The sequence below is a fragment of the Thioalkalivibrio sp. ALJ16 genome, assembly GCF_000377345.1.
Classification (GTDB): Bacteria; Pseudomonadota; Gammaproteobacteria; order Ectothiorhodospirales; family Ectothiorhodospiraceae; genus Thioalkalivibrio.
Genome location: NZ_KB898054.1, coordinates 31,434 through 49,887, shown reverse-complemented (window position 1 = coordinate 49,887; position 18,454 = coordinate 31,434). Strand labels below are relative to the sequence as shown.

Sequence of the window (18,454 nt, the reverse complement as noted above, 5' to 3'; positions counted from 1 at the left end):
CGCGGCATTACGCCCAGCACTGCGTTGCGTCTGGCGCGCTTTTTCGGCATGTCGCCCGATTTCTGGTTGAGCCTTCAGGTGCGCTGGGATTTATTCAAGGCGCAGCAGTCGGAACAGGCCGATCTGGAACAAATCCGCGAATTCAGTTCGTGGAAACAGACTGCCTGAGCCAGCTTCACCGCAAGGGCGGGTCACAGGAAGACGGGAAGTGCGGGAAGGCTCTGGATGAAAAGACACTGTCATCCCGGCCGCAGCGAAGCGGAGAGCCGGGATCTCCAGGCCCTGACACCCACGCCGCGCAACCCCCAACGAGATCCCGGATAACCGCTGCGCGGTTTCCGGGATGACATCTGAGCGGCGGAGCGCGGACTCGGGTCCTTGTGGGCTCCGATGGTCGCCTGCATCCGGCGCGCTGGGGTTACCCCGATCACCCGGCATGCCCCGTAACACCCTCAAAAATCTTCCCTTCTTCCCTAACTTCCTGTGAACAAGCCCTTCTTCGTGCCTTCGTGTACTTCGTGGTGAACCCGATCTTTTCCCTCTGTGTGCTCCGTGCCCTCTGTGGTGAAAACGCCCTGGCCTTGTTTAGTCGGCTGGCGGTTGTGCCGAATGGGCGGAGCGCAGGGCATCCACCAGTATCGGGATGCGGGCCTCCCAGCGGTTTTCGCGGGCGTAGGCCTGGATCGCCGCGTGGTCCCAGTCGGTTGTGAGTGCTTCTTCGATCGCGTCGCGCAGGGCATCGCCATCACCCAGCTCGACCAGTGTGCCCAGCGCATCCGAGCAGATGACTTCCGGGTTGCCCCCCACGCGCGTAGTCACCGTGGGCAGGCCGCAGGCGGCCGCCTCCAGAAAGACGTTGGCCCAGCCCTCGAAACGGGTGGCCAGCACGAACACGTCGGCGGCCGAGTAGTAGAACCGCAGGCGGTCCGGCGCGACAGCATCGGTGAAGTGCACGTGATCCTGCACGCCCTGCTCGCGTGCGAGCCCTTCCAGCCAGGCCTGGCCATTACCGTCCGGTCCGCCACCGCCGACGCAGAGGTAATGGAGATTGGGGAAACGCCGTAACAGGGCTGGCATCTGCTCGATCACGCGGTGGAAACCCTTGCGCTCGTTCAGCCCACCGACGGTGATCAGGATCTTTGCGTCCTCCGGGAGGCCCAGCTCCTGGCGGCAGGTCGCCCGGTCCTCGGGGTAGAAGTAGTCCAGGTTGATGCCATTGGGCATCACCTGCACCTGATCGTCGGCAATGCCCATGTCCAGCGCGACGCGTCGCAGATCGCCGGAGACGGAGAACACGCGGGCGGCGGCGTGCATGGCGCGCGCGGACATCCAGCGCGACAGCCTTGTGCGGGAGATACGCAGGATTGTCCCGCGCAGGGTGATGCTGTGGGTCAGATTCAGCCAGCGCCCCAGCAGCCATGCGGCCACGCCATCCGGGTAGATGAAGTGGGCATCGATGGCGGTGACACCCTCGTCCCGCTTGAACTGCCACACCAGCCGCAGGAGGCTGAGCGCGAGTAGTGGTCCGTCGGTCCACTTCATGATGCCGGGGATGCAGAGGAAGCGGGGGTGATAGACGTCGATCCCGTCCTGCACCTCGTGATAAGGCACCGGGGGCCGGTAGTGCGGATTCCAGAAGCGGCGGATCAACCCTTGGCCGGGAAACCAGGCAACCGGCGCAACCACCACCAGCGGGATATGACGCGCCACGCGGAACATGCGCTCGCGCACGAACACCCCGTAGGTGGGCTGCACGGCATTGGGAAACACCCGCGACAGGACGAGGAGCTTCATGCCGGATCCCGTGCCGACGCATCCGCCGGGCAGACACTGGCGATCACGTGGCGCGCATTGGCCTGCCAGGTATAGCCACGATCTTCCACCAGGGTCGCGGCCTGACGACCCAGACGCACGCGGGCCGCATCGTCCGCCAGCAAGGTATCCAGACGCTCGGCGAGAGCACCCCAGTCGCGCGGCGGGAACAGCAGGGCGCTAGAGTCGTGGCGTACGACTTCCCGGATGTTCGGTTTATCCGGAGCGACCACGGCGCGACCCAGCGCCAGATACTCGAATAGCTTGATCGGGGATGCGTAGTCGGTGACATCCGGCTGTACGGCGATATCCAGCGCCGCGATATGGGCCGGGATGGCGTCGCGCTCCACCGGCCCGGTGAAATGGACGCGTTCGGCAAGATCCAGATCCACCACCAGCTTCTGGAGACACGGAACGGCAGGGCCATCCCCCACAATGAGCAGGTGCAGGCTGGGGTGCACACCCGTTAGCGCCGCGCAGGCGTGGATCAGCCCGTCCACGCCGTGCCAGGGGCGGATCCACCCGACAAAACCCACCACCCGGGCATCCGCGGGTACGTAATGCTCGCGTACGGCACGACCGTCCACCTCGGGGTTGAAACGGGATCCGTCCACGCCATTGGGCATCACCATCAGGCGTTCGCGCGGGACGCCACGCGCGGCAAAGATATCCGCCATGGCCTGGGTGACGACGATGGTGCGGGTGGCACTGCGGCAAAGCCAGTCTTCGATGCGCTGGGCCAGGCGCCGCAACACGAGATCCCCGTGCGTTTGCAGTTCCAGGCTCAGCGGGGCATTGACCTCCAGCACGAGAGGACGCCGGGTCAGCCAGGCCACCAGGCGCCCGGAAAAGCTGAACAGACTGTAGCGCTCGTAGATGAAGGCCGGCCGGTGGCGCAGCACCGCCCACAGCAACAACACGAAGGCGGGCCCGTTATAGGCCAGCGATAGCAGTTCGTAGAACCAGAAGGGGATCGGCACGCCCTTCAGCGTGGGCCTCGCATCGCCGTCCCCTTCCTCGTTCCTGGCGGGCACTGGCGTGTTGCTCGCCTCGGCCCTGCGCTGCAGGGGCGCCACCATGTGAACCTCATGGCCCAGCTCACGGAAGGCGTCGCACAGGGACTGGATATGAATGCCCTGGGCATCCTCGCCGCGAGTGCGGTGGTGGTAAAGGATCTTCACGCCTCCAGCGCCTCGCTCTCGACCCAGCGATACTTGCCCGAAGGCGACGGCGCGATGGACTCCACCAGTTCCAGGCGCACAGGCACATTTGCATGCAGGATGCGGTGCATCCCTTCGGTAACCGTGCGGGTCTGCGCCTCGCCCCAGGCGCCGTTGGCGATCACCTCGATATCGAGGGAGAGGTCCGCACGCTGCACCAGCCGGTACTGAGCGACCTGCGGCAACTCGCGCATCACGTAGTTGGCGGCAGAGCCGTGAACCCGCCGCCCCTCGGCGCCTACCAGGAAGTCATTGCGCCGCCCCTCCAGGCGATCGAGCGTCGGCAACGGCGAGCCGCAGGGGCAGGTACCGGCCTCGCCCCCCAGCCGGCCGCGGTCGCCGACGCGATAGCGCACGAACGGCATCGCATACCCGTCGAGGTTGGTGACGAGCAGATCGCCAATCCCTTCGGCGTCCGGTTCGTCGACCTCCACGTGCACATGCTCGCTCGCGATATGCAGGCGACCGTGGGGGCATTCGTGCGCGATCAGTCCCGCATCGCGCGATCCGTATTCGTTGGCGACCGGACACTGCAGGATCTCGCCGATCGTTCCGCGCACCTGCGGATACAGCATCTCGGAGGTACACACCACCGCCTGCGGCCGCCAGCCGCGAGCGAGTTCCGGGTGCTCGCGCAGGGTCTGCGCGACACGCACGATCACGGTGGGGTAGCCATAGACCAGGCGCGGTCGAAAGCGCCCGAGGAATCCGGCATAGGCGCGCAGACGCTCGGGGGTGAGATCGTGGGCCGAGAGCACGACCTGGTTGAGGAAGTAGCGATCCTTGATCACGCGCAGGCGCGAAGTCTTGCCGAGTTCGATGGGGGAACCCCAGAAGTCGACCTGACGATCGCCCGGACGGATGCCGAACCAGCCCCGAAACCGGAGCTTCTGCGCGTTGTGGCGTGCCTCCTTGACGCGATCCGTCCAGAACACCAGAGGCCGCCCGGTCGAGCCCCCGGTACTGGAGGGCAATAGCGGCCCCGTAGCGTTGTCGGCCACCAGCGCTCGCCCATTCTCGCGCACGGTATCGCGTTCGAGAATCGGAAAATTCCCTAACTCGGGGGCGCGGCCTGCCAGGGCTTCCCGGTACCAGGGCACGTGCTCCGCGCAATGCGCCAGCAGGGCCTCTATGCGTGATTGATGCAAGGGCCCGAGAGCGGCGACCCCGGCCTGCTCACCTCGCTGCAGGGCCTTCAAATGAGCGGCCGTTTCCCGACCACGCAGGCGCTCGTGCAGCGGCCACAGGAGCCGCCCCGCCAGCCGTTGCGGCATGCGCAGCGGCCAGTCGGGCTGGGGCAAAAACGGCGCGGGCATACCGGAATCCACGTCTGCGGGGCTCGGGTCAGCCATCAGCCGTGGCGCCATCGACACGCTGGCGCAGGAACGAGTCGAACATCAGCACGGACCACAGCGCCGGGCTGTGATCGCGGGCGCCGTTGACGTGCTGGTTCACGAGGGTCTTGAGGTAGTCCATGTCGAAGATGCCGGAGTCGCCGACGCGCGGGCCGAGCACCTGCGCCTGCATGCGTTCACGCAAAGGGCCACGGAACCACTCAGCCACCGGCACGGAGAACCCTTTCTTGCGGCGATACAGGATCTCCTCCGGCAGGTAGGGCTCCATAGCCTTCTTGAACACGAACTTGCCCTCGGGCCCGCGCAGCTTGAGTTCCGGCGGCAGCCCCGAGATCCACTCGACCAGCTGGTGGTCGAGGATCGGGACCCGTACCTCCAGTGCATGCGCCATGCTGGCACGGTCGACCTTGGTCAGGATGTCGCCGGGCAGGTAGGTCTTCATGTCCAGGTACTGCACCAGGGACAGGGGGTGTTCGGTGGGCGCGCGTTCCGCGTGCCGGCGCAGGACCTCCACTGCGCCGTAGCCCTGCAGCGAGCGCCGGAACGTCGGCGAAAACAGGTGGGCGCGGAGGTCATCGCGCAGGATGGATACGCCCTGGAAGTAGCCTTCGATCGAATCCCTGGACAGGGCCTGAAAGGTGGCCTTGGCGCGCAGTGGACGCGGGGCCCAGTCCGCCTTGGGATAGAGATGCGCGAGTGTGCCAAACAGCGGTCGCCGCAGCCCCAGAGGCAGTGGCGCCCGCAGGCGTTCTTCGGCCAGGTGGTGGCGATAGCGCCGGTAGCCCGCCAGGTTCTCGTCGCCACCATCCCCCGACAGGGCCACCACCACCTGCCGGCGTGCCTGTTCGCAGACGCGGTAGGTCGGCAGTGCGGAGCTGTCGGCAAACGGTTCGTCGTACAGCCCGCTCAGGCGATCCAGCAGCGCGAAGTCGTCGGGATCGACCTCCCGCGTATGGTGGTCGGTGTGGTAGCGCTCGGCCACCATCCGGGCGTAGCGAGACTCGTCGTAGGCCGGGTCGGCAAACCCGATGGAGCTGGTGCGCACCGGTTCGTCGGACAGACCCGCCATCATCGCGACGACCGCGCTGGAGTCGACCCCGCCGGACAGGAAGGCCCCCAGCGGCACCTCGGCCACCATGCGTATATCCACCGCCTCGCGCAGGCGGGCGGTCAGCTCTTCGGCGGCCGTGTCCAGGTGGGTGACGCCGTTGTCCGCAAACGGGACATCCCAGTATTCGCGCGGCTCACTCAGGCGGCCCTGGCCACGCCGCAGGGTCAGCGTGTGACCGGGTGGCAGCTTGTGCACGCCGCGGAAGATGCTGCGCGGCTCCGGTACGTAGCCGAAGGCAAAGTAGTCCTCAACCGCATGCGGATCCATGCGGCGAGGCAGCTCCGGATGTGCCATCAGGGCCTTGAGCTCCGAACCGAAGATCAGGTGCCCGTCGGCCAGCGCGCTGTAATAAAGGGGCTTGATCCCGAGGCGATCGCGGGCCAGGAACAGGGTATCCCGGTTGCGGTCCCAGACGGCGAAGGCAAACATGCCACGAAAGCGCTGCACGCAGGCCTCGCCCCACTCCTCCCAGGCATGCACGATCACCTCGGTGTCGCAGTGGGAACGGAAGCGGTGGCCCGCCTGCTGCAGTTCGGTGGTCAACTCGGGGAAGTTGTAGATCTCGCCGTTGTAGGTGACGACAACGGTCTCGTCCTCGTTGAACAGCGGCTGCTGCCCGCTGGCCAGGTCGATGATCGACAGGCGCCGATGCGCCAGCCCCACACCCGGCTCCAGATGCACGCCACCCTCGTCCGGGCCACGGTGGTACTGGGTCTCGTTCATCGCCTCCAGCAGGGACCGGTTTACCGGTCGCCGGTCGCGCAGATCGAAGATGCCGGTGATGCCGCACATGTAGGGATCCTGATTGCTTCCTTGCCTGGGCTTCGATCGGATTCGGGCGAACTACGGCCCGGTCGACGCTGGGCGGAGCCGCCGGACGGGCACCGGTTCGGGCCGGGCCCCTCGCACCATCACGGAAAGTCCAGAATAAACGACAACCCCGCCACCGAGCGCCCGCGATTCGCGCCGCGGGGCCGCTGGCGTTAGCGCCACAACTAACGCCGGGCCAGTACCCGGTCGTATACCGCCATGTAACCCGTGACCATCGCCTCCATGCTGAAGTCCGCCTCGGCCCGGGCACGGGCGTTCGCGCCCTCGCTCGCAGTGCGCGCGGCATCGCCGGGGTACCCCGCGAGCGCGCTGGCGATGGCATCCGCATCCCCCGCCGGCACGAGGACGCCGGTGGCGCCCGGCTGGACCAGATCCGGGTTGCCCCCGACATCCGTCGCGACCACCGGGAGCCCCGTGGCCATCGCCTCGAGAATGGTGTTGCAGATGCCCTCGGCGAGCGAGGGCAGCACAAAGAGATCCAGGGCCCGCAGGCAGTCCGGGATGTCCTCGCGGGCACCCGGCAGCCAGGCCTGATGCGCCACCCCGGACTGCTCCAGATAGCGCTGAACCTCCGCGCGCAGCGGCCCGTCCCCGATCATGGCCAGGCGCAGGCGCGGGAAGTCCGCGGGCATGCGTTCGCGCAGCGCGACGAAGGCCCGCGCCAGATTCAGCGGCGCCTTCACCGCCTGCATGCGCATGACCGTGCCGATTACGAAGGTCCCCGGCGTGCGAAAGCCCTCCGGGAGGGGCGTTGTACAGGCAGCCTCGACACGGGGCGCGAAACGGCCGGTATCGACACCATTGAAGATGTGGGAAAGGCGATCCGGGGCCACTCCGATCGCGTCGCGCAGATAGCCCTTCTGGTGCTGCGACAGCGCGATGTAATGCCCCACCAACGGGCGCACCAGGCGCCGCAGGCGGCGATTGCGACTGCGCGTGCCATCCAGATCGCCGACGTCCCAGCCATGCTCGCCGTGCACGCGCGCACGCACGCCAGACAGTGCCGCCGTGGCCTGCGCCTCCAGCGTGCCGAAGTTACGCGTGTGGACGATATCCGGGCGCAGCGCGCGCAGCAGCCGCCACAGGCGCAGGTGCACCCGCAGGTCCTTGCCCTCGCGCTTGTGCAACGCATGCAGCGTGACGTCGTCGCGCTGGATCCGATGACGAAAATCGGTGTAATCCGTCATGCAGATGATGGCGTGGCGAAAGCGCTCCCCGGGCATGTGGTTGATCAGGTTGACCAGCCCGTTCTCCATGCCCCCGATATCCAGGCGATGGATGATATGGGCCACACAGGGGCGCCGATCGCCATCCCGGGCCGCGGGTACGAGGGCGCCCGTCACTGTCGCGCGACACGGTCGAGCTGTTCGAGCAGCTCGGGCAGGGCATCGGCGGCGTAGGCCCGCAGTGCCGCCTCCGCCGCATCCGGTCCGCTTGCGAGCGGCGCATACAGCACCACCAGTGCGGCATCGTCGCGGCCACCGAGCAGCCGGTTCAGGGCCTCGCGCGCCTTGACCTCATGCGGGAGGGTGGTCAGGCGGCCATCCACCCAGTACCAGCGCCACACCAGCAGCTGCTGTCCGGGACCGTTCAGCAGGAAGCGTTCCGGGTTGGGGTACCCTTCCAGCGCGACGCGGCCGCGACGCGACTGTGACCATTCTCCCGCACGATCGCGCCCGGCCAGGGTGTTGGCCCAGCCCACCATGTTCCCGTGCCGGTACTGCTCGCGGTAGAACAGCACATGCATGCCCACCGCCGCGCCGCCGTCGGCGGCCGTCACCAGTCCGCCGCGCCCGTCGCGGGCACCGCGGTACCCCGGCTCCCAGGCGGCATCCTGATCCTCCAGAGCCTGCCACCCCGCCGGTGCCAGCGGGCCCGTGCCCAGGGCCACGACCGGCCCCAGATCGCGCTGATTCATCCAGCCGGCGTACAGCGGCGCGGCACTGGCCAGTACCACGGCCAGCACCGCCGCACCGGCAAACGCACCGGCGCGCTGCGGGCCGCGCGGCCCGCCCGAAGCCGCGGCGTCCCGACCTGGCGCCGGCGCATCCATGTCCTCGCGCCACAGCGCACCAATGGCGAACATCAGCGCAATCACCACCCCGAAGAAGATCCAGCCATAGATCAGGTGGTCGACTCCGGCGGCATGACGCATGTCGCTCAGGTGGCCGATCATCACGATCATGTAGGCCCGCAGACCGTTGGCGACGATGGGCACCACGATGGAGACGCCAACGAACACCAGGCGGCGCCAGGGGCTGCGATACATCAGGTAGGCGTAGAGGGTGCCCAGCGCCACCGAAGCGATCAGGTAACGCACACCGCTGCAGGCCTCGACCACCGACCAGCGGCCCGTGGGGAGATCGAAGTACAGCCCGTCGCGATAGACGGGGATGCCGGTCAGCTGGACCGCCGTCACGGTAAAGTCCGCGGTGAGGTCCATCATCGGCGGCACCAGGAATTCACCGAACGGCACCGCGAACAGGAGATACGCCAGCGGGAACTGCAGACGCCAGGTGATCGCGCTGCCCAGCACCAGCCAGAACAGCGCGGGGATCATCAGCACGGCCGCGAACTGGCGCACCGACAACACACCCACCAGCTCTCCCGCCACCCACAGCAGTGCAAGCCCCAGAAGCGGCAGCAGTGCCCACCAGGCCGGCCGCGGCTCCAGGGGCAGCACCTCGTCGCGTTTCAGGAACAGCAGAAACAGCACAATCGGGACGATCAAAAACCCGTGGGCAAAGGTGTCGGAACGGTTCCAGATCGCAACGATGGACGCGAACGTCGGGTAGTACATCCAGCCCAGGACCGCCAGGCCCAGCGCCAGGATCGGCGCGGCGAGCCACCAGGAGGAACGGCCTGCGGGCGAACCGACCGCGGATGCATCAGCGACCATGGGCGGCCTCCGGGGCAGCGACATTGGCGAAGGCGCCACCAGGCGGCGGGCGCAGGAATTCGTCGAGCTGAGCCAGATTGCGGGACCAGTCGTAGTCCGCCAGCACCCGGGCGCGGGCGGCCGGGCCCAGCGCGGGATCGGGCGTGGCGAGGAGGCCGGACAGCGCCCGCACGAAGGCCTCCGGTTCGGCCTCTGCACAAATGACCTCGCGCCCGGGGAGCGCAGTCAGCCCCTCCAGGGCCTGCGGGCTGGCCACCACCGGGCGCGCCAGCGCCATCGCCTCGAGCACCTTGTTCTGCACCCCGCGGGCGATGCGCAGCGGCGCGACAGCCACATCCGCATGCGCAATCCACGGACGCACGTCCTCCACGAACCCGGTTACGGTGACACCGGGCCGCTCGGCCAGCGCCTGCACCTCCGGGGTCGGCCGACTGCCGACGATGCAGAACGCAACGTCCGGGTGGCGGGCACGCAGGCGCGGCAGGATGCGTTCGGCAAACCAGACCACCGCATCGACGTTGGGCCAGTAGTCCATGGCCCCGGAGAACACGATGGTGCGCGCCGTGGCGGGATAGGGGTTGGACGCGGCCACCGCATCCGGTGCGAAGAACGCACCGTCGACCCCGTTGTTCAAGGCGTGTACCCGGCCCGCCACCTCGGGCGCCCGCGCGCGGAAGCTGTCCGCCTCCGCCGGCGACACGAACAGGGCCGCATCACTGGTCTGCGCGACCTGCCGCTCGTAGGCCAGCAGCCGTCGCCCCTCGCGGCGATAGATCGCGCTCATGGGCCAGCGCCGGGTGGGGGCGTACTGGGTCCACTTGTCGGAATCGACATCCACGAAATCGATGACCCGGGTACGCCCTCGGCCCTCGGGCAGGTACTGGGCCATGGCCGAGGAAAAGGCCACGGCGCGGGCAACCGGGTGCCGGGTCAGGGTCGCGCGGACCCAGCGTGCCAGTTCGCGATCGCGATACCACGGCACGGTCAGCGCCTCGCCCGTCAGGAAGCCGGTCAGCGCACGCAGCTGGGCCCGCCGCCGCGGCAGCGGCCGGGCGCAGACACTGGAACAGATCGACTCGACATAGGGCAGCCAGGCGGCATCGTCCGGGTCGTCGATGAAGGTGCCCAGGTGCACCCGATAGTGCTGCGCCAGGTAGCGCAGCATATGGTGCGAACGGATCTTGTCGCCCTTGTTCGGCGGCCACGGAATCCGATGCACCAGATAAAGAAGATCATCCATTAAAGGGCCTGTATTACCACGGAGGACACAGAGAGCACGGAGAATTCAAAGCCTGAACCGCTTGATACCGTCCTTCAGAAGCAGGGTGTTGAAGTTGATCAGCAGGCCGGTCGGCACGTTCGACAGTTTCATATAGGTAAGAAGCTGGGCGTGGTGGACGGGCTGCAACGCATCGACACTTTTCAGTTCGACGATCAGCTCCTGCTCGACCTGCAGGTCGATTCGGTAACCACAGTCGATGGGGAACCCCTTGTAATTGACTGCCAGGGGCACCTCCATCAAACACTCCACCCCCCTCTCGGTGAGCTCGTGAAACAGGCATTTCGCGTAGACCGACTCCAACAGGCCAGGGCCCAGCTCCCGGTGCACCTCAATGGCTGCACCAATCACACGTCCCGTCAAATCCGTGGCGTCCATTCCCATGCTCTTTGCGCCATCCATGCGCGATGATTTTTTCAATACCGCAGTTCTCTGTGTCCTCTGTGCTCTCTGTGGTGAATCCGCCCTTGACCTTGACCTGCTCGGTGTTCGCTGTGGCCTCGGTGGTCGGAAGGCTTTTCAGCCGAGGGAGCGGGCGAGCTTGGGCCCGAGCCAGTTGGCGACAGGCAGCGGCAGGCTCTGCCAGGCCTTGATGAAGTAGCGGTATTTGGGGTTCAGCGGATTGACGTCGGGCATCTCGCGGGCACGAACCAGGTCGTACTCGTAGTACAGCGGCTGTGGCTCGAAGCCCCAGTTCTTCTTGAAGCTGAAAGAGCCGGTGTCTCGCTTGCTGCGACCGAAGTCGAACACCCGATAGCCCGCCTCGCAGGCACGCCGCATCAGCTCCCAGTAGAGAAAGTCGTAGCCCGCGACCTCGCGCGCCCGGGGCGTCCCGCCGCCGTAGTAGGGCAGCACCTCGTCGCGGAACCAGAAGCTGACCACGCTGGCGACCGCCTCGCCGTCATGGGTCACGGTCAGCACGTCGCAGGCATCGCCGAATACCTCGAGCAGGGTGCGAAAGTACTGGCGGCCGAATACCGGGGTCCCCATGCGGCGGACATTCGCCGCATAGATGGGGTAGAAGCGATCGATGTCACGCTCGATCTCGCTGACCAGCCCCGCCTTGATGCCCTTGCGCACCATGCGGCGCTGCTTGCGCGGGATGGCGTTCATGTTGGCCTCCACGTCCGGATCCAGCGTGCGGCGAAAGGTGACGTAAAGCTCGCTCTTGGTCGGCCAGTCCGTGTGGCGGGGCGCGCGCTGGCGATACTCGAGGAAATCGACCCCGAGGCTGCGGGCCAGCGCCTGTGCCCGGGTATCCAGGGCCTCGGCAGCCGCCTCGTTTACAGCCGCGATGCCCCCGTAGACGCAGAAGGGCAGCGAGGACAGGGAATGGCCAAACAGGCGCGAACGGATGCGCGCCAGCGGCAGCACCCCCTGGATGATGCCGTCCGCCTCGGCATACAGAAAATAGGTCTCGTGCCCGAACGCCTGCTCCAGCACCGTCGACCACCCGGCGCGGTGAAAGAATGTCGCCTGCGGGCAGTACGCCACGAAGGCATCCCAGCGGTCATGGTCCGCGGGGGTCAGGGTGTGGATCTGCAGGGCCCCGGAACCATGGGCCCGCTGCTCAGGCGGTTCGTACATCGCCGTCTCCGGTTACCTGCGCATGTTCGGTGTTCGCCGCCAGGTCCGCGGCAAACACGCGGTCCATGCGGTCCCAGCGGAAGTCCTGCAGGAGCCGTTCCAGACGCGCCTCCATGCGATGCAGGTTCACGTAGTGGCGGAAGCGGCTGCGCGCCGCGAGACCGGGAACGCGGGGCTGCTCGGGGTCGATTTCCCAGGGGTGGAAATAGAAGACCGCGGGCATCGCATCCACGGCCCGGATGCGGTTCAGCGCCCGGCGCGACAGCGCGTAGGGCAGCAGGCGGAAATAGCCGCCACCGGCCGCCGGCAGGTTGCGCCCGGCCATGCGCAGCGTCGCCGGGGGCAGCTCCAGGACGCCAGCGGACACCGGTCGATGCGGGTGGCGCGGCGCCTGGGGCATGCCGTAGTGATCGTGATGCACCGGATAGATACTCGAGCTGTACTCCAGCCCCACCTCGCGCAGCACTTCGAGGGCCCAGAGGTTGCCCTCGCCAATCGAGAAGCTGGGTGCGCGATAGCCCCGGACCGGGGTGCCGGAGAGGTCCTCGAGGATACCCTGGGCGCGTTCGATATCGGCGCGGAAGGCCGCCGGCGTCAGGTCGGTTACGCGTTCGTGGCCATAGCCGTGGCTGGCCAGCTCGTGCCCCGCATCCACGATGCGGCGGATCGCGCGGGGGTAGCGCTCGGCGATCCAGCCAAGGGTGAAGAAGGTCGCGTGGGCGGCGTTCTGCTCGAACAGCTCGAGGATGCGGTCGAGGTTACGCTCGATCCGGCACTCGCGGGCATCCCAGCTGTCGCGCGGGATACAGGGAGCCAGCGCCGATACCTGAAAGTAGTCCTCGACATCGACCGTCAGGGCGTTGGGTCGCGTAGCCGCTTGCATCTGCATCACCGATTTCCGCCTAGGAGCGCGCAGCACTGGAGACCGGCGGGACCGACTCGGGCGCGTAGTCCTCGTCGCGCACGATCTTGAGCACCTCCTGGGTCACCCGGAAGTTGACCAGGAGATTGCGCTCGATCCGCTGCAGCCGTTCCTCCAGCGCCTCGATATCGTGTTCGATCCGCAGCATGGCGACCTGGCTGGCCACGGCCTGGTCGTCGGAGGCCGGGGCCTTGCCTGCGGGCGCGCTGGCCACGGCCGGGTCTGGCGCGGCGGCGGGGGCTGCCTCCTCCAGCAGGACGCCCTCCAGGTCTTCTTCAATCTCGTCGATGACCTGCTGCGCCCGGGCCGCATCCAGGTCGGCACATTCCTCGAGGTAGCCCATCAGCAGCAGGCGGTCGCAGAAGGTGTTGACCTTGCGCGGAATGCCGCTGGTGTAGTCGTGGATGCGCGGCCAGATGTCGGCATCGAAACGCGGCCGGCCATTCCAGCCCACGCGCGCCAGGCGGTGCTCGATGTAGGCGCGCGTATCGTCCTCGTCCATCGGGCCGAGGTGATAGGTCGCGATCACCCGCTGCCGCAGCTGCTGCATGTTCTCGCTGCGCAGCAGGCGCCGGAACTCCGGCTGGCCGAGCAGGAAGCTCTGCAGCAGCGGCCCGTCCTCGCCCTGGAAGTTGGACAGCATGCGCAGCTCTTCCACCGCGTCGGGGCCCAGGTTCTGGGCCTCGTCCACCACCAGCAGGGCCCGCTGGCCGCGGGCCCGCGTGTCGTGCAGGAAGGACTCCAGACGCCGGAGCTGACCGGCCTTGTGGTTCGGGGCATCCTCGAGACCGAACGCAAGGCAGACCGAGCGCAGCAGGTCGGCCGCATCGAGCTGGGTGCTGACCAGCTGTGCCGCCACCAGGGGCTTGTCGCTCAGGGTCTCGAACAGGCTGCGCACCAGGGTGGTCTTGCCGGCCCCGACCTCGCCGGTAATGACGATGAAGCCTTCCTCCAGCTGCACGCCGTATTCGAGATACGCCATCGCCCGGCTGTGGCCCTTGCTGGCGAAGAAGAAGCGCGGGTCTGGGCTCAGCGCGAACGGGCGGCCGGTGAAGCCATAGAATTCCTCGTACATGACTCAGAACTCCTTGGTCAGCGTGCCGATGATCGCGTTCTCGCGGTACTCGTTGGCCGCGGCGTTCGAATCCCGGCGCTGGTGCCGGTAGGCCAGGCTGGCGGAGGTGTCCGGCGTCAGCTGGCGGCTGACGCTGGCCCGCAGGAACCAGAGGTCATCCTCGCGATCGCTGTCGGCGAAGTCGGTGCGGCTGATTCCGGTGGTCAGCAAAGTCGTCGTACGCGGACCGTAGCGCCATTGCCAGAACGCGTTGGCCCCGCGCTGGGTGCGGTTGTCCTCGAACAGGCCGACGTTGGTCTGGGTTTCCGATTCGCGCTCGGTCTGGCTCAGGTTGATCCCGAACACGCTGCGCCCGGTGTCGTAGCTCCAGCCTGCGCGCCAGCTGCGCGTCAGGTAAAAACCCTCGACGAAGGCCTCGTCGCCCAGCTCCGGATTCAGGGCAAACAGGAAGATTTCCTCGAGCGTATAGTTTTCCAGTAGCTCGTCCATGCTCATGAACTGCGCATCCTCGGCCAGCTGGGCGAAGGGGCCGTCACGACGCTGGCGGGTTGAGGTCACGCCCTCGCTGTAGCTGATCCGGTAGGTCGACCGGCGGCTGCGATGATCCACCGCCAGCGACCGGTTCTTGCCGAAGTAGCGCTCGCCGTAGCGGGCCTCGATGTTGGTCACCCGGGTTGGCGCCCAGCCCGCGCCGACCTGCCAGAAGCCGCCGTCATCGTCCTCGCGGGTGGTGGCGTAATCGTTAAAGTCCTGCCCCGCTACGCCGAACAGGCGCAGCGACCGGCCAAAGCGATAGCCCAGCGTTCCACTGATCTGTCCGAACTCGCCCTCCAGCCCATCCTCGAAGCGCTCCTTCTCGTAGAACCCGGCGACCTGCCAGAACGGGCGGTTGAAGGCCGCGCCGCTGTCGAGCACATACTCCGCCCGGTGGTAGTCGCTGTCCTGACGATTGCTGCGGTGATACAGGTTCTCGCCGTAGGTGTAGCGGACTTCCTGGGTGGCGAAACTGCCATAGCGGGTCCGCAGCATCGGCGAGATGCTGTAGGTGGTGGTCTCCTGCAGGTTCTCGCGCGGGGTGCTGCCCCCGATGCCGACCGGCGCGAGGATCGATGCGGCCTGCTCGGTGCGCGATGCCCCGACATCCACGAAAAAGGTGTCGTCCACCAGCTCCCAGCTGCTGGCGCCACGCAGGCTGTGGGTGGTGCGGTCCTGGCGGGAATCGTCGGCGTAGAAGCGTGCATTCATGCGGTAATCGAGGCGGGTATCGCTGCGCGCACCCTCGCCGCGCAGCGTAAAACCGGGCGCGAGGGTACCGATCAGGTCGGAATCCTCCTCGCCGCGCGGCGCCAGGCGGGCGTTGTCGGTCACCTCCGCGGATACCGTTACCCGCGGGGTGAAGGTCCAGTCCACCGCCAGGGCGCTCGCCGGCGCGGCCAGCGCGATGATGGCGACGGCACCGGCACCCCAGCCGCACGCGGCCGGACGCCGCTGGCGTCGGGCGCTAGCGGGCCGCGGCGCCGGCTGCATGATCACGCTCGCTGCCATAGTAGCTGCCACCGTAGTACTGCCCGCCCATGCCGATCCCGGGCGTCGCGCGGTTCAGCGACGTCAGCACGACGCCGCAGGAATCCAGCTGATGCATCGCCCGCTCCACCGTGCTGACCGGCGTGCGATCGGCCTCCACCACCATGAGCACCTGCCCCATGTGATTGGCCAGCACCCCCGGCTCGCTGGTGGCCATCAGGGGGGGCGAATCGAACAGGATGATCCGGTCCTCGTAGCGGTCGTGCAGATCGTCAATCAGGTTGTGCATCACGTCGCTCGCCAGGATCTCGGTCGAGCGCCCGTGGGGGCGCCCCGCAGGCAGGACGGTCAGATTTTCCACATTGGTTCGCAGCAGCACATCGGGGATCTCGATGTCGGGCTCGCTGAGCACATCCATCAGACCAAGATCGGCCTGAAAACCGAGCGCGCGGGGAATGGCCGGTCGCGCCACATCGGCATCCACCAGCAGCACCGTGCGTTCCAGTTCCATCGCCATGCTCAGGGCCAGGTTCACACTGGTGAAGGTCTTGCCCTCGCCGGGCAGGGCGCTGGTGATCATGATCAACCGCCCCTTGGGCACCCGCATCGCGGCATGACGGCCGAAGGCATTGTTCAGCAGCGGGCGCTTCATCATGCGGAACTCCTCCGCCACGCTGGAGCGCTGGTCGCCCGGCACGATAATCCCCTGCTTGCGCAGCCAGGCGAAATCGATCGTGACCTGGCGGGACACCGGCTCCTGACGGGGCTCGGGTGCGGCCGGGGTCGGCTCGGCGACTGCCTCCTGCTGGACCGGTGGCTCCGGGGACGGCTGGCGCGCCCGGTTCTTGTCCAGCGCTTTCTCGATAATGCTCATCGCGTGATCCGTCCCCTTGCGGCCACCGGCTGCACCCAGCCGGGCCGCCTCCTGGAAGATAGTCGGTGCGCCCGGCGATGACCGGAAACGTGCCCGGCGAACCCGCCCGGCACCCTCATCGCAGCCATCCCATAAGCTCGTCCAGCAGGAACTCGGAACCGGTCGCGTACAACCCCATGACCACCACGTAGACCAGGACCAGCGTACCCAGGGCCGCGCTGAACACGGCCAGCTCGGACAGGCGGCGGCGCCGCGTCATCGGCGTGCGCACCCGCGAAACCGTCCCCAGCACCGGGCGCCCGGTGACCGCGGCCAGCTGCTGGCTGTTACCCACCGTGCGCCGCAGTTGCGACAGCAGAAATGCCAAGCCGGTTCCGGCGCCGATACCCAGCAGCAGCACAGCCGTCGCCAGCATCGGACGGTCCGGCGAGGCCGGGGACGTGGGCTGGCGCGGCGGTTCGAGCACCCGGAAGTCGACGGCATCCGTCTGAACCTCGACGGCCTGAGACATCACCGCCTGCTCGCGGCGATCCTGCAGCTGCCGGAAGGAATTGCGCAGGACATCATAATTGCGGGTCAGGGAGGTCAGCTCGGACTCCACGGCCGGGGCGCGGTCCACGTCACCCTCCAGCCGGGCCACCCGATCCTCGAACTCGGCGATGCGCGTGGTCAGCGAGGCGATCTGGCTTTCGGTTTCATTGATGGCATTTTGCAGGGCTTCGTTGCTGCCACCCGGGCGCTGGATCGCCTGCGGGTTCTGCGCGAATGCCTCGGCCTCGCGTTCACGTCGCTCTTCCAGCTCGGCCAGGATGCGCCGGGAGGAGACCACATCGGGGTGTTCGTCGGTGTAGCGAAGGCGCATGGCATCGATGTTTTCCTGCAGATCGCTGATGCGGCGGTCGAGCTCGGGGTTGTGGTAGCCGAGCGGGCCGCCACCGCTGGCCTGGGCCTCGCGCCCGCGCCGCTCCAGGGTCTGCAGGCGGCTCTCGGCCTCGCGCTTCTGCAGGCGCGCCTGCTGCAGCTGATCGCGGGTGCGCTCCAGACGCGAGTAGAAATTGCCGTCACCACTGAGGAAGCGGGCGTTGTCGCGCTTGAACTGCTCGATCTCGGCCTCCTTCTCCTGCAGCTGCAGCTCGTAGTTCTCCAGCTGACGCTCGATGAACTGCTGGGAGGTGGTCAGATCCAGGCGCGAGTCGCCCATGCCGCGGGCCATGAACAGGTCGACCGTTTCACGGACCACGCGGTAGGCCACCTCCGGATTGCTGTGGCGGAAGCGCACGTTGTAGATGTTGTCGCGCTCGCCGCCATCCAGTGTCAGCCGCGAGCGCAGCAGGGCGACCTGGGCATCCATGCTGGAGTTGCCGGTCAGTACGTCGAGATCGCTTTCGCGCGCGATCTCCTCGAGGTTGTCACGGCTCAGCAGGGTGCGCGTGATCATGCGCAGGCGCTGTTCGGTATTGGGGCGCACGGTCATGCCGCGCAGCAGGGGGTCCAGAACGGACTGGGTATTCACGTAGATCCGGGCATCGGCCTGGTAGGTGTCCGGCAGGTTGTGGGCATAGGCCCAGCCCCCGATACACACCAGCCAGGCGACCGGCAGGATCCACCAGCGCTTGCGCCAGGTGGCCCGGACGTGCTGCCAGAGCTCTTGAACGATCTTTTCCATACTGCCCAGCTTCCCGCCGAACGCACGGGAGCGCGAAGGCACCCGCGGGTCGGTCTGCAGCGATCACTGTCACCGGCCGCACCTGCCTCGCGCCGGAGCTATCGGCGCTCGACACCGCCATGCGGGTGCGCCCGGACTTGGGGATATCCCAAGTTCATTGAAGTGGGTTTGCCCAGACCTGTCCACAGGTGTCGAGATTGTTTACATCCAGCGAACTGACGCGCAGATCACGGCGCCCCCGGAGTTCCCGGCAGCAAGCGAATCCCGGTGTTTTCTGTGCACCGGCACACGGTTTGCTT

At 67.2% G+C, this 18,454-nt stretch carries 15 protein-coding genes; 1 reads left to right on the top strand and 14 read right to left on the bottom strand.

The window, feature by feature from the left end:
• A partial coding sequence (locus tag D000_RS0112160) for a hypothetical protein (protein WP_018873803.1) occupies positions 1 to 168 on the top strand: 168 nt, incomplete at its 5' end.
• A 417-nt stretch (positions 169 to 585) separates the two neighbouring features.
• Here the strand turns inward: D000_RS0112160 and D000_RS0112155 are convergent.
• The 14 genes from D000_RS0112155 to D000_RS0112090 form a co-directional block, all read right to left on the bottom strand.
• A complete protein-coding gene (locus tag D000_RS0112155) occupies positions 586 to 1,794 on the bottom strand; it encodes a glycosyltransferase (RefSeq protein ID WP_018873802.1) in 1,209 nt (402 codons plus the stop codon).
• On the bottom strand, positions 1,791 to 2,993 hold the full coding sequence (locus tag D000_RS0112150; protein WP_018873801.1) for a glycosyltransferase family 4 protein: 1,203 nt from the start codon (positions 2,991 to 2,993) through the stop codon (positions 1,791 to 1,793). The genes D000_RS0112155 and D000_RS0112150 overlap by 4 nt, the downstream gene beginning before the upstream one ends.
• On the bottom strand, positions 2,990 to 4,348 hold the full coding sequence (locus D000_RS0112145) for a phenylacetate--CoA ligase family protein (protein WP_018873800.1): 1,359 nt from the start codon (positions 4,346 to 4,348) through the stop codon (positions 2,990 to 2,992). The genes D000_RS0112150 and D000_RS0112145 overlap by 4 nt, the downstream gene beginning before the upstream one ends.
• Positions 4,349 to 4,376: 28 nt before the next feature.
• Positions 4,377 to 6,290, bottom strand: coding sequence for an XrtA/PEP-CTERM system amidotransferase (locus D000_RS0112140; RefSeq protein ID WP_018873799.1), 1,914 nt, complete (start codon positions 6,288 to 6,290; stop codon positions 4,377 to 4,379).
• A 203-nt stretch (positions 6,291 to 6,493) separates the two neighbouring features.
• On the bottom strand, positions 6,494 to 7,621 hold the full coding sequence (locus tag D000_RS0112135; RefSeq protein WP_018873798.1) for a TIGR03088 family PEP-CTERM/XrtA system glycosyltransferase: 1,128 nt from the start codon (positions 7,619 to 7,621) through the stop codon (positions 6,494 to 6,496).
• A gap of 47 nt (positions 7,622 to 7,668) precedes the next feature.
• Entirely contained in the window at positions 7,669 to 9,228 is a 1,560-nt protein-coding gene (xrtA, locus tag D000_RS0112130) for an exosortase A (RefSeq protein WP_018873797.1), read from the bottom strand.
• Positions 9,218 to 10,468 (bottom strand): TIGR03087 family PEP-CTERM/XrtA system glycosyltransferase, encoded by a 1,251-nt coding sequence (locus tag D000_RS0112125; protein ID WP_018873796.1) that lies wholly within the window; start codon positions 10,466 to 10,468, stop codon positions 9,218 to 9,220. The genes xrtA and D000_RS0112125 overlap by 11 nt, the downstream gene beginning before the upstream one ends.
• Before the next feature lie 45 nt (positions 10,469 to 10,513).
• Complete coding sequence (locus D000_RS0112120) at positions 10,514 to 10,885, bottom strand: GxxExxY protein (RefSeq protein ID WP_018873795.1); 372 nt, start codon at positions 10,883 to 10,885, stop codon at positions 10,514 to 10,516.
• A gap of 141 nt (positions 10,886 to 11,026) precedes the next feature.
• Positions 11,027 to 12,094 (bottom strand): FemAB family XrtA/PEP-CTERM system-associated protein, encoded by a 1,068-nt coding sequence (locus D000_RS0112115; RefSeq protein WP_018873794.1) that lies wholly within the window; start codon positions 12,092 to 12,094, stop codon positions 11,027 to 11,029.
• On the bottom strand, positions 12,078 to 12,983 hold the full coding sequence (locus D000_RS0112110) for an XrtA system polysaccharide deacetylase (protein ID WP_018873793.1): 906 nt from the start codon (positions 12,981 to 12,983) through the stop codon (positions 12,078 to 12,080). The genes D000_RS0112115 and D000_RS0112110 overlap by 17 nt, the downstream gene beginning before the upstream one ends.
• 13 nt (positions 12,984 to 12,996) lie before the next feature.
• Positions 12,997 to 14,091 carry an XrtA/PEP-CTERM system-associated ATPase gene (locus D000_RS0112105; RefSeq protein WP_018873792.1) on the bottom strand — a complete coding sequence of 365 codons (1,095 nt, stop codon included), beginning with the start codon at positions 14,089 to 14,091 and terminating at the stop codon, positions 12,997 to 12,999.
• A 3-nt stretch (positions 14,092 to 14,094) separates the two neighbouring features.
• The gene (locus D000_RS0112100) at positions 14,095 to 15,618 is read right to left on the bottom strand and encodes a TIGR03016 family PEP-CTERM system-associated outer membrane protein (RefSeq protein ID WP_018873791.1); all 1,524 of its coding nucleotides are present in this window, start codon (positions 15,616 to 15,618) and stop codon (positions 14,095 to 14,097) included.
• Positions 15,593 to 16,489, bottom strand: coding sequence for an XrtA-associated tyrosine autokinase (locus D000_RS0112095; RefSeq protein ID WP_018873790.1), 897 nt, complete (start codon positions 16,487 to 16,489; stop codon positions 15,593 to 15,595). The genes D000_RS0112100 and D000_RS0112095 overlap by 26 nt, the downstream gene beginning before the upstream one ends.
• A 115-nt stretch (positions 16,490 to 16,604) precedes the next feature.
• Positions 16,605 to 18,155, bottom strand: coding sequence for an XrtA system polysaccharide chain length determinant (locus D000_RS0112090; RefSeq protein WP_018873789.1), 1,551 nt, complete (start codon positions 18,153 to 18,155; stop codon positions 16,605 to 16,607).
• Between the last annotated feature and the right edge of the window lie 299 nt (positions 18,156 to 18,454).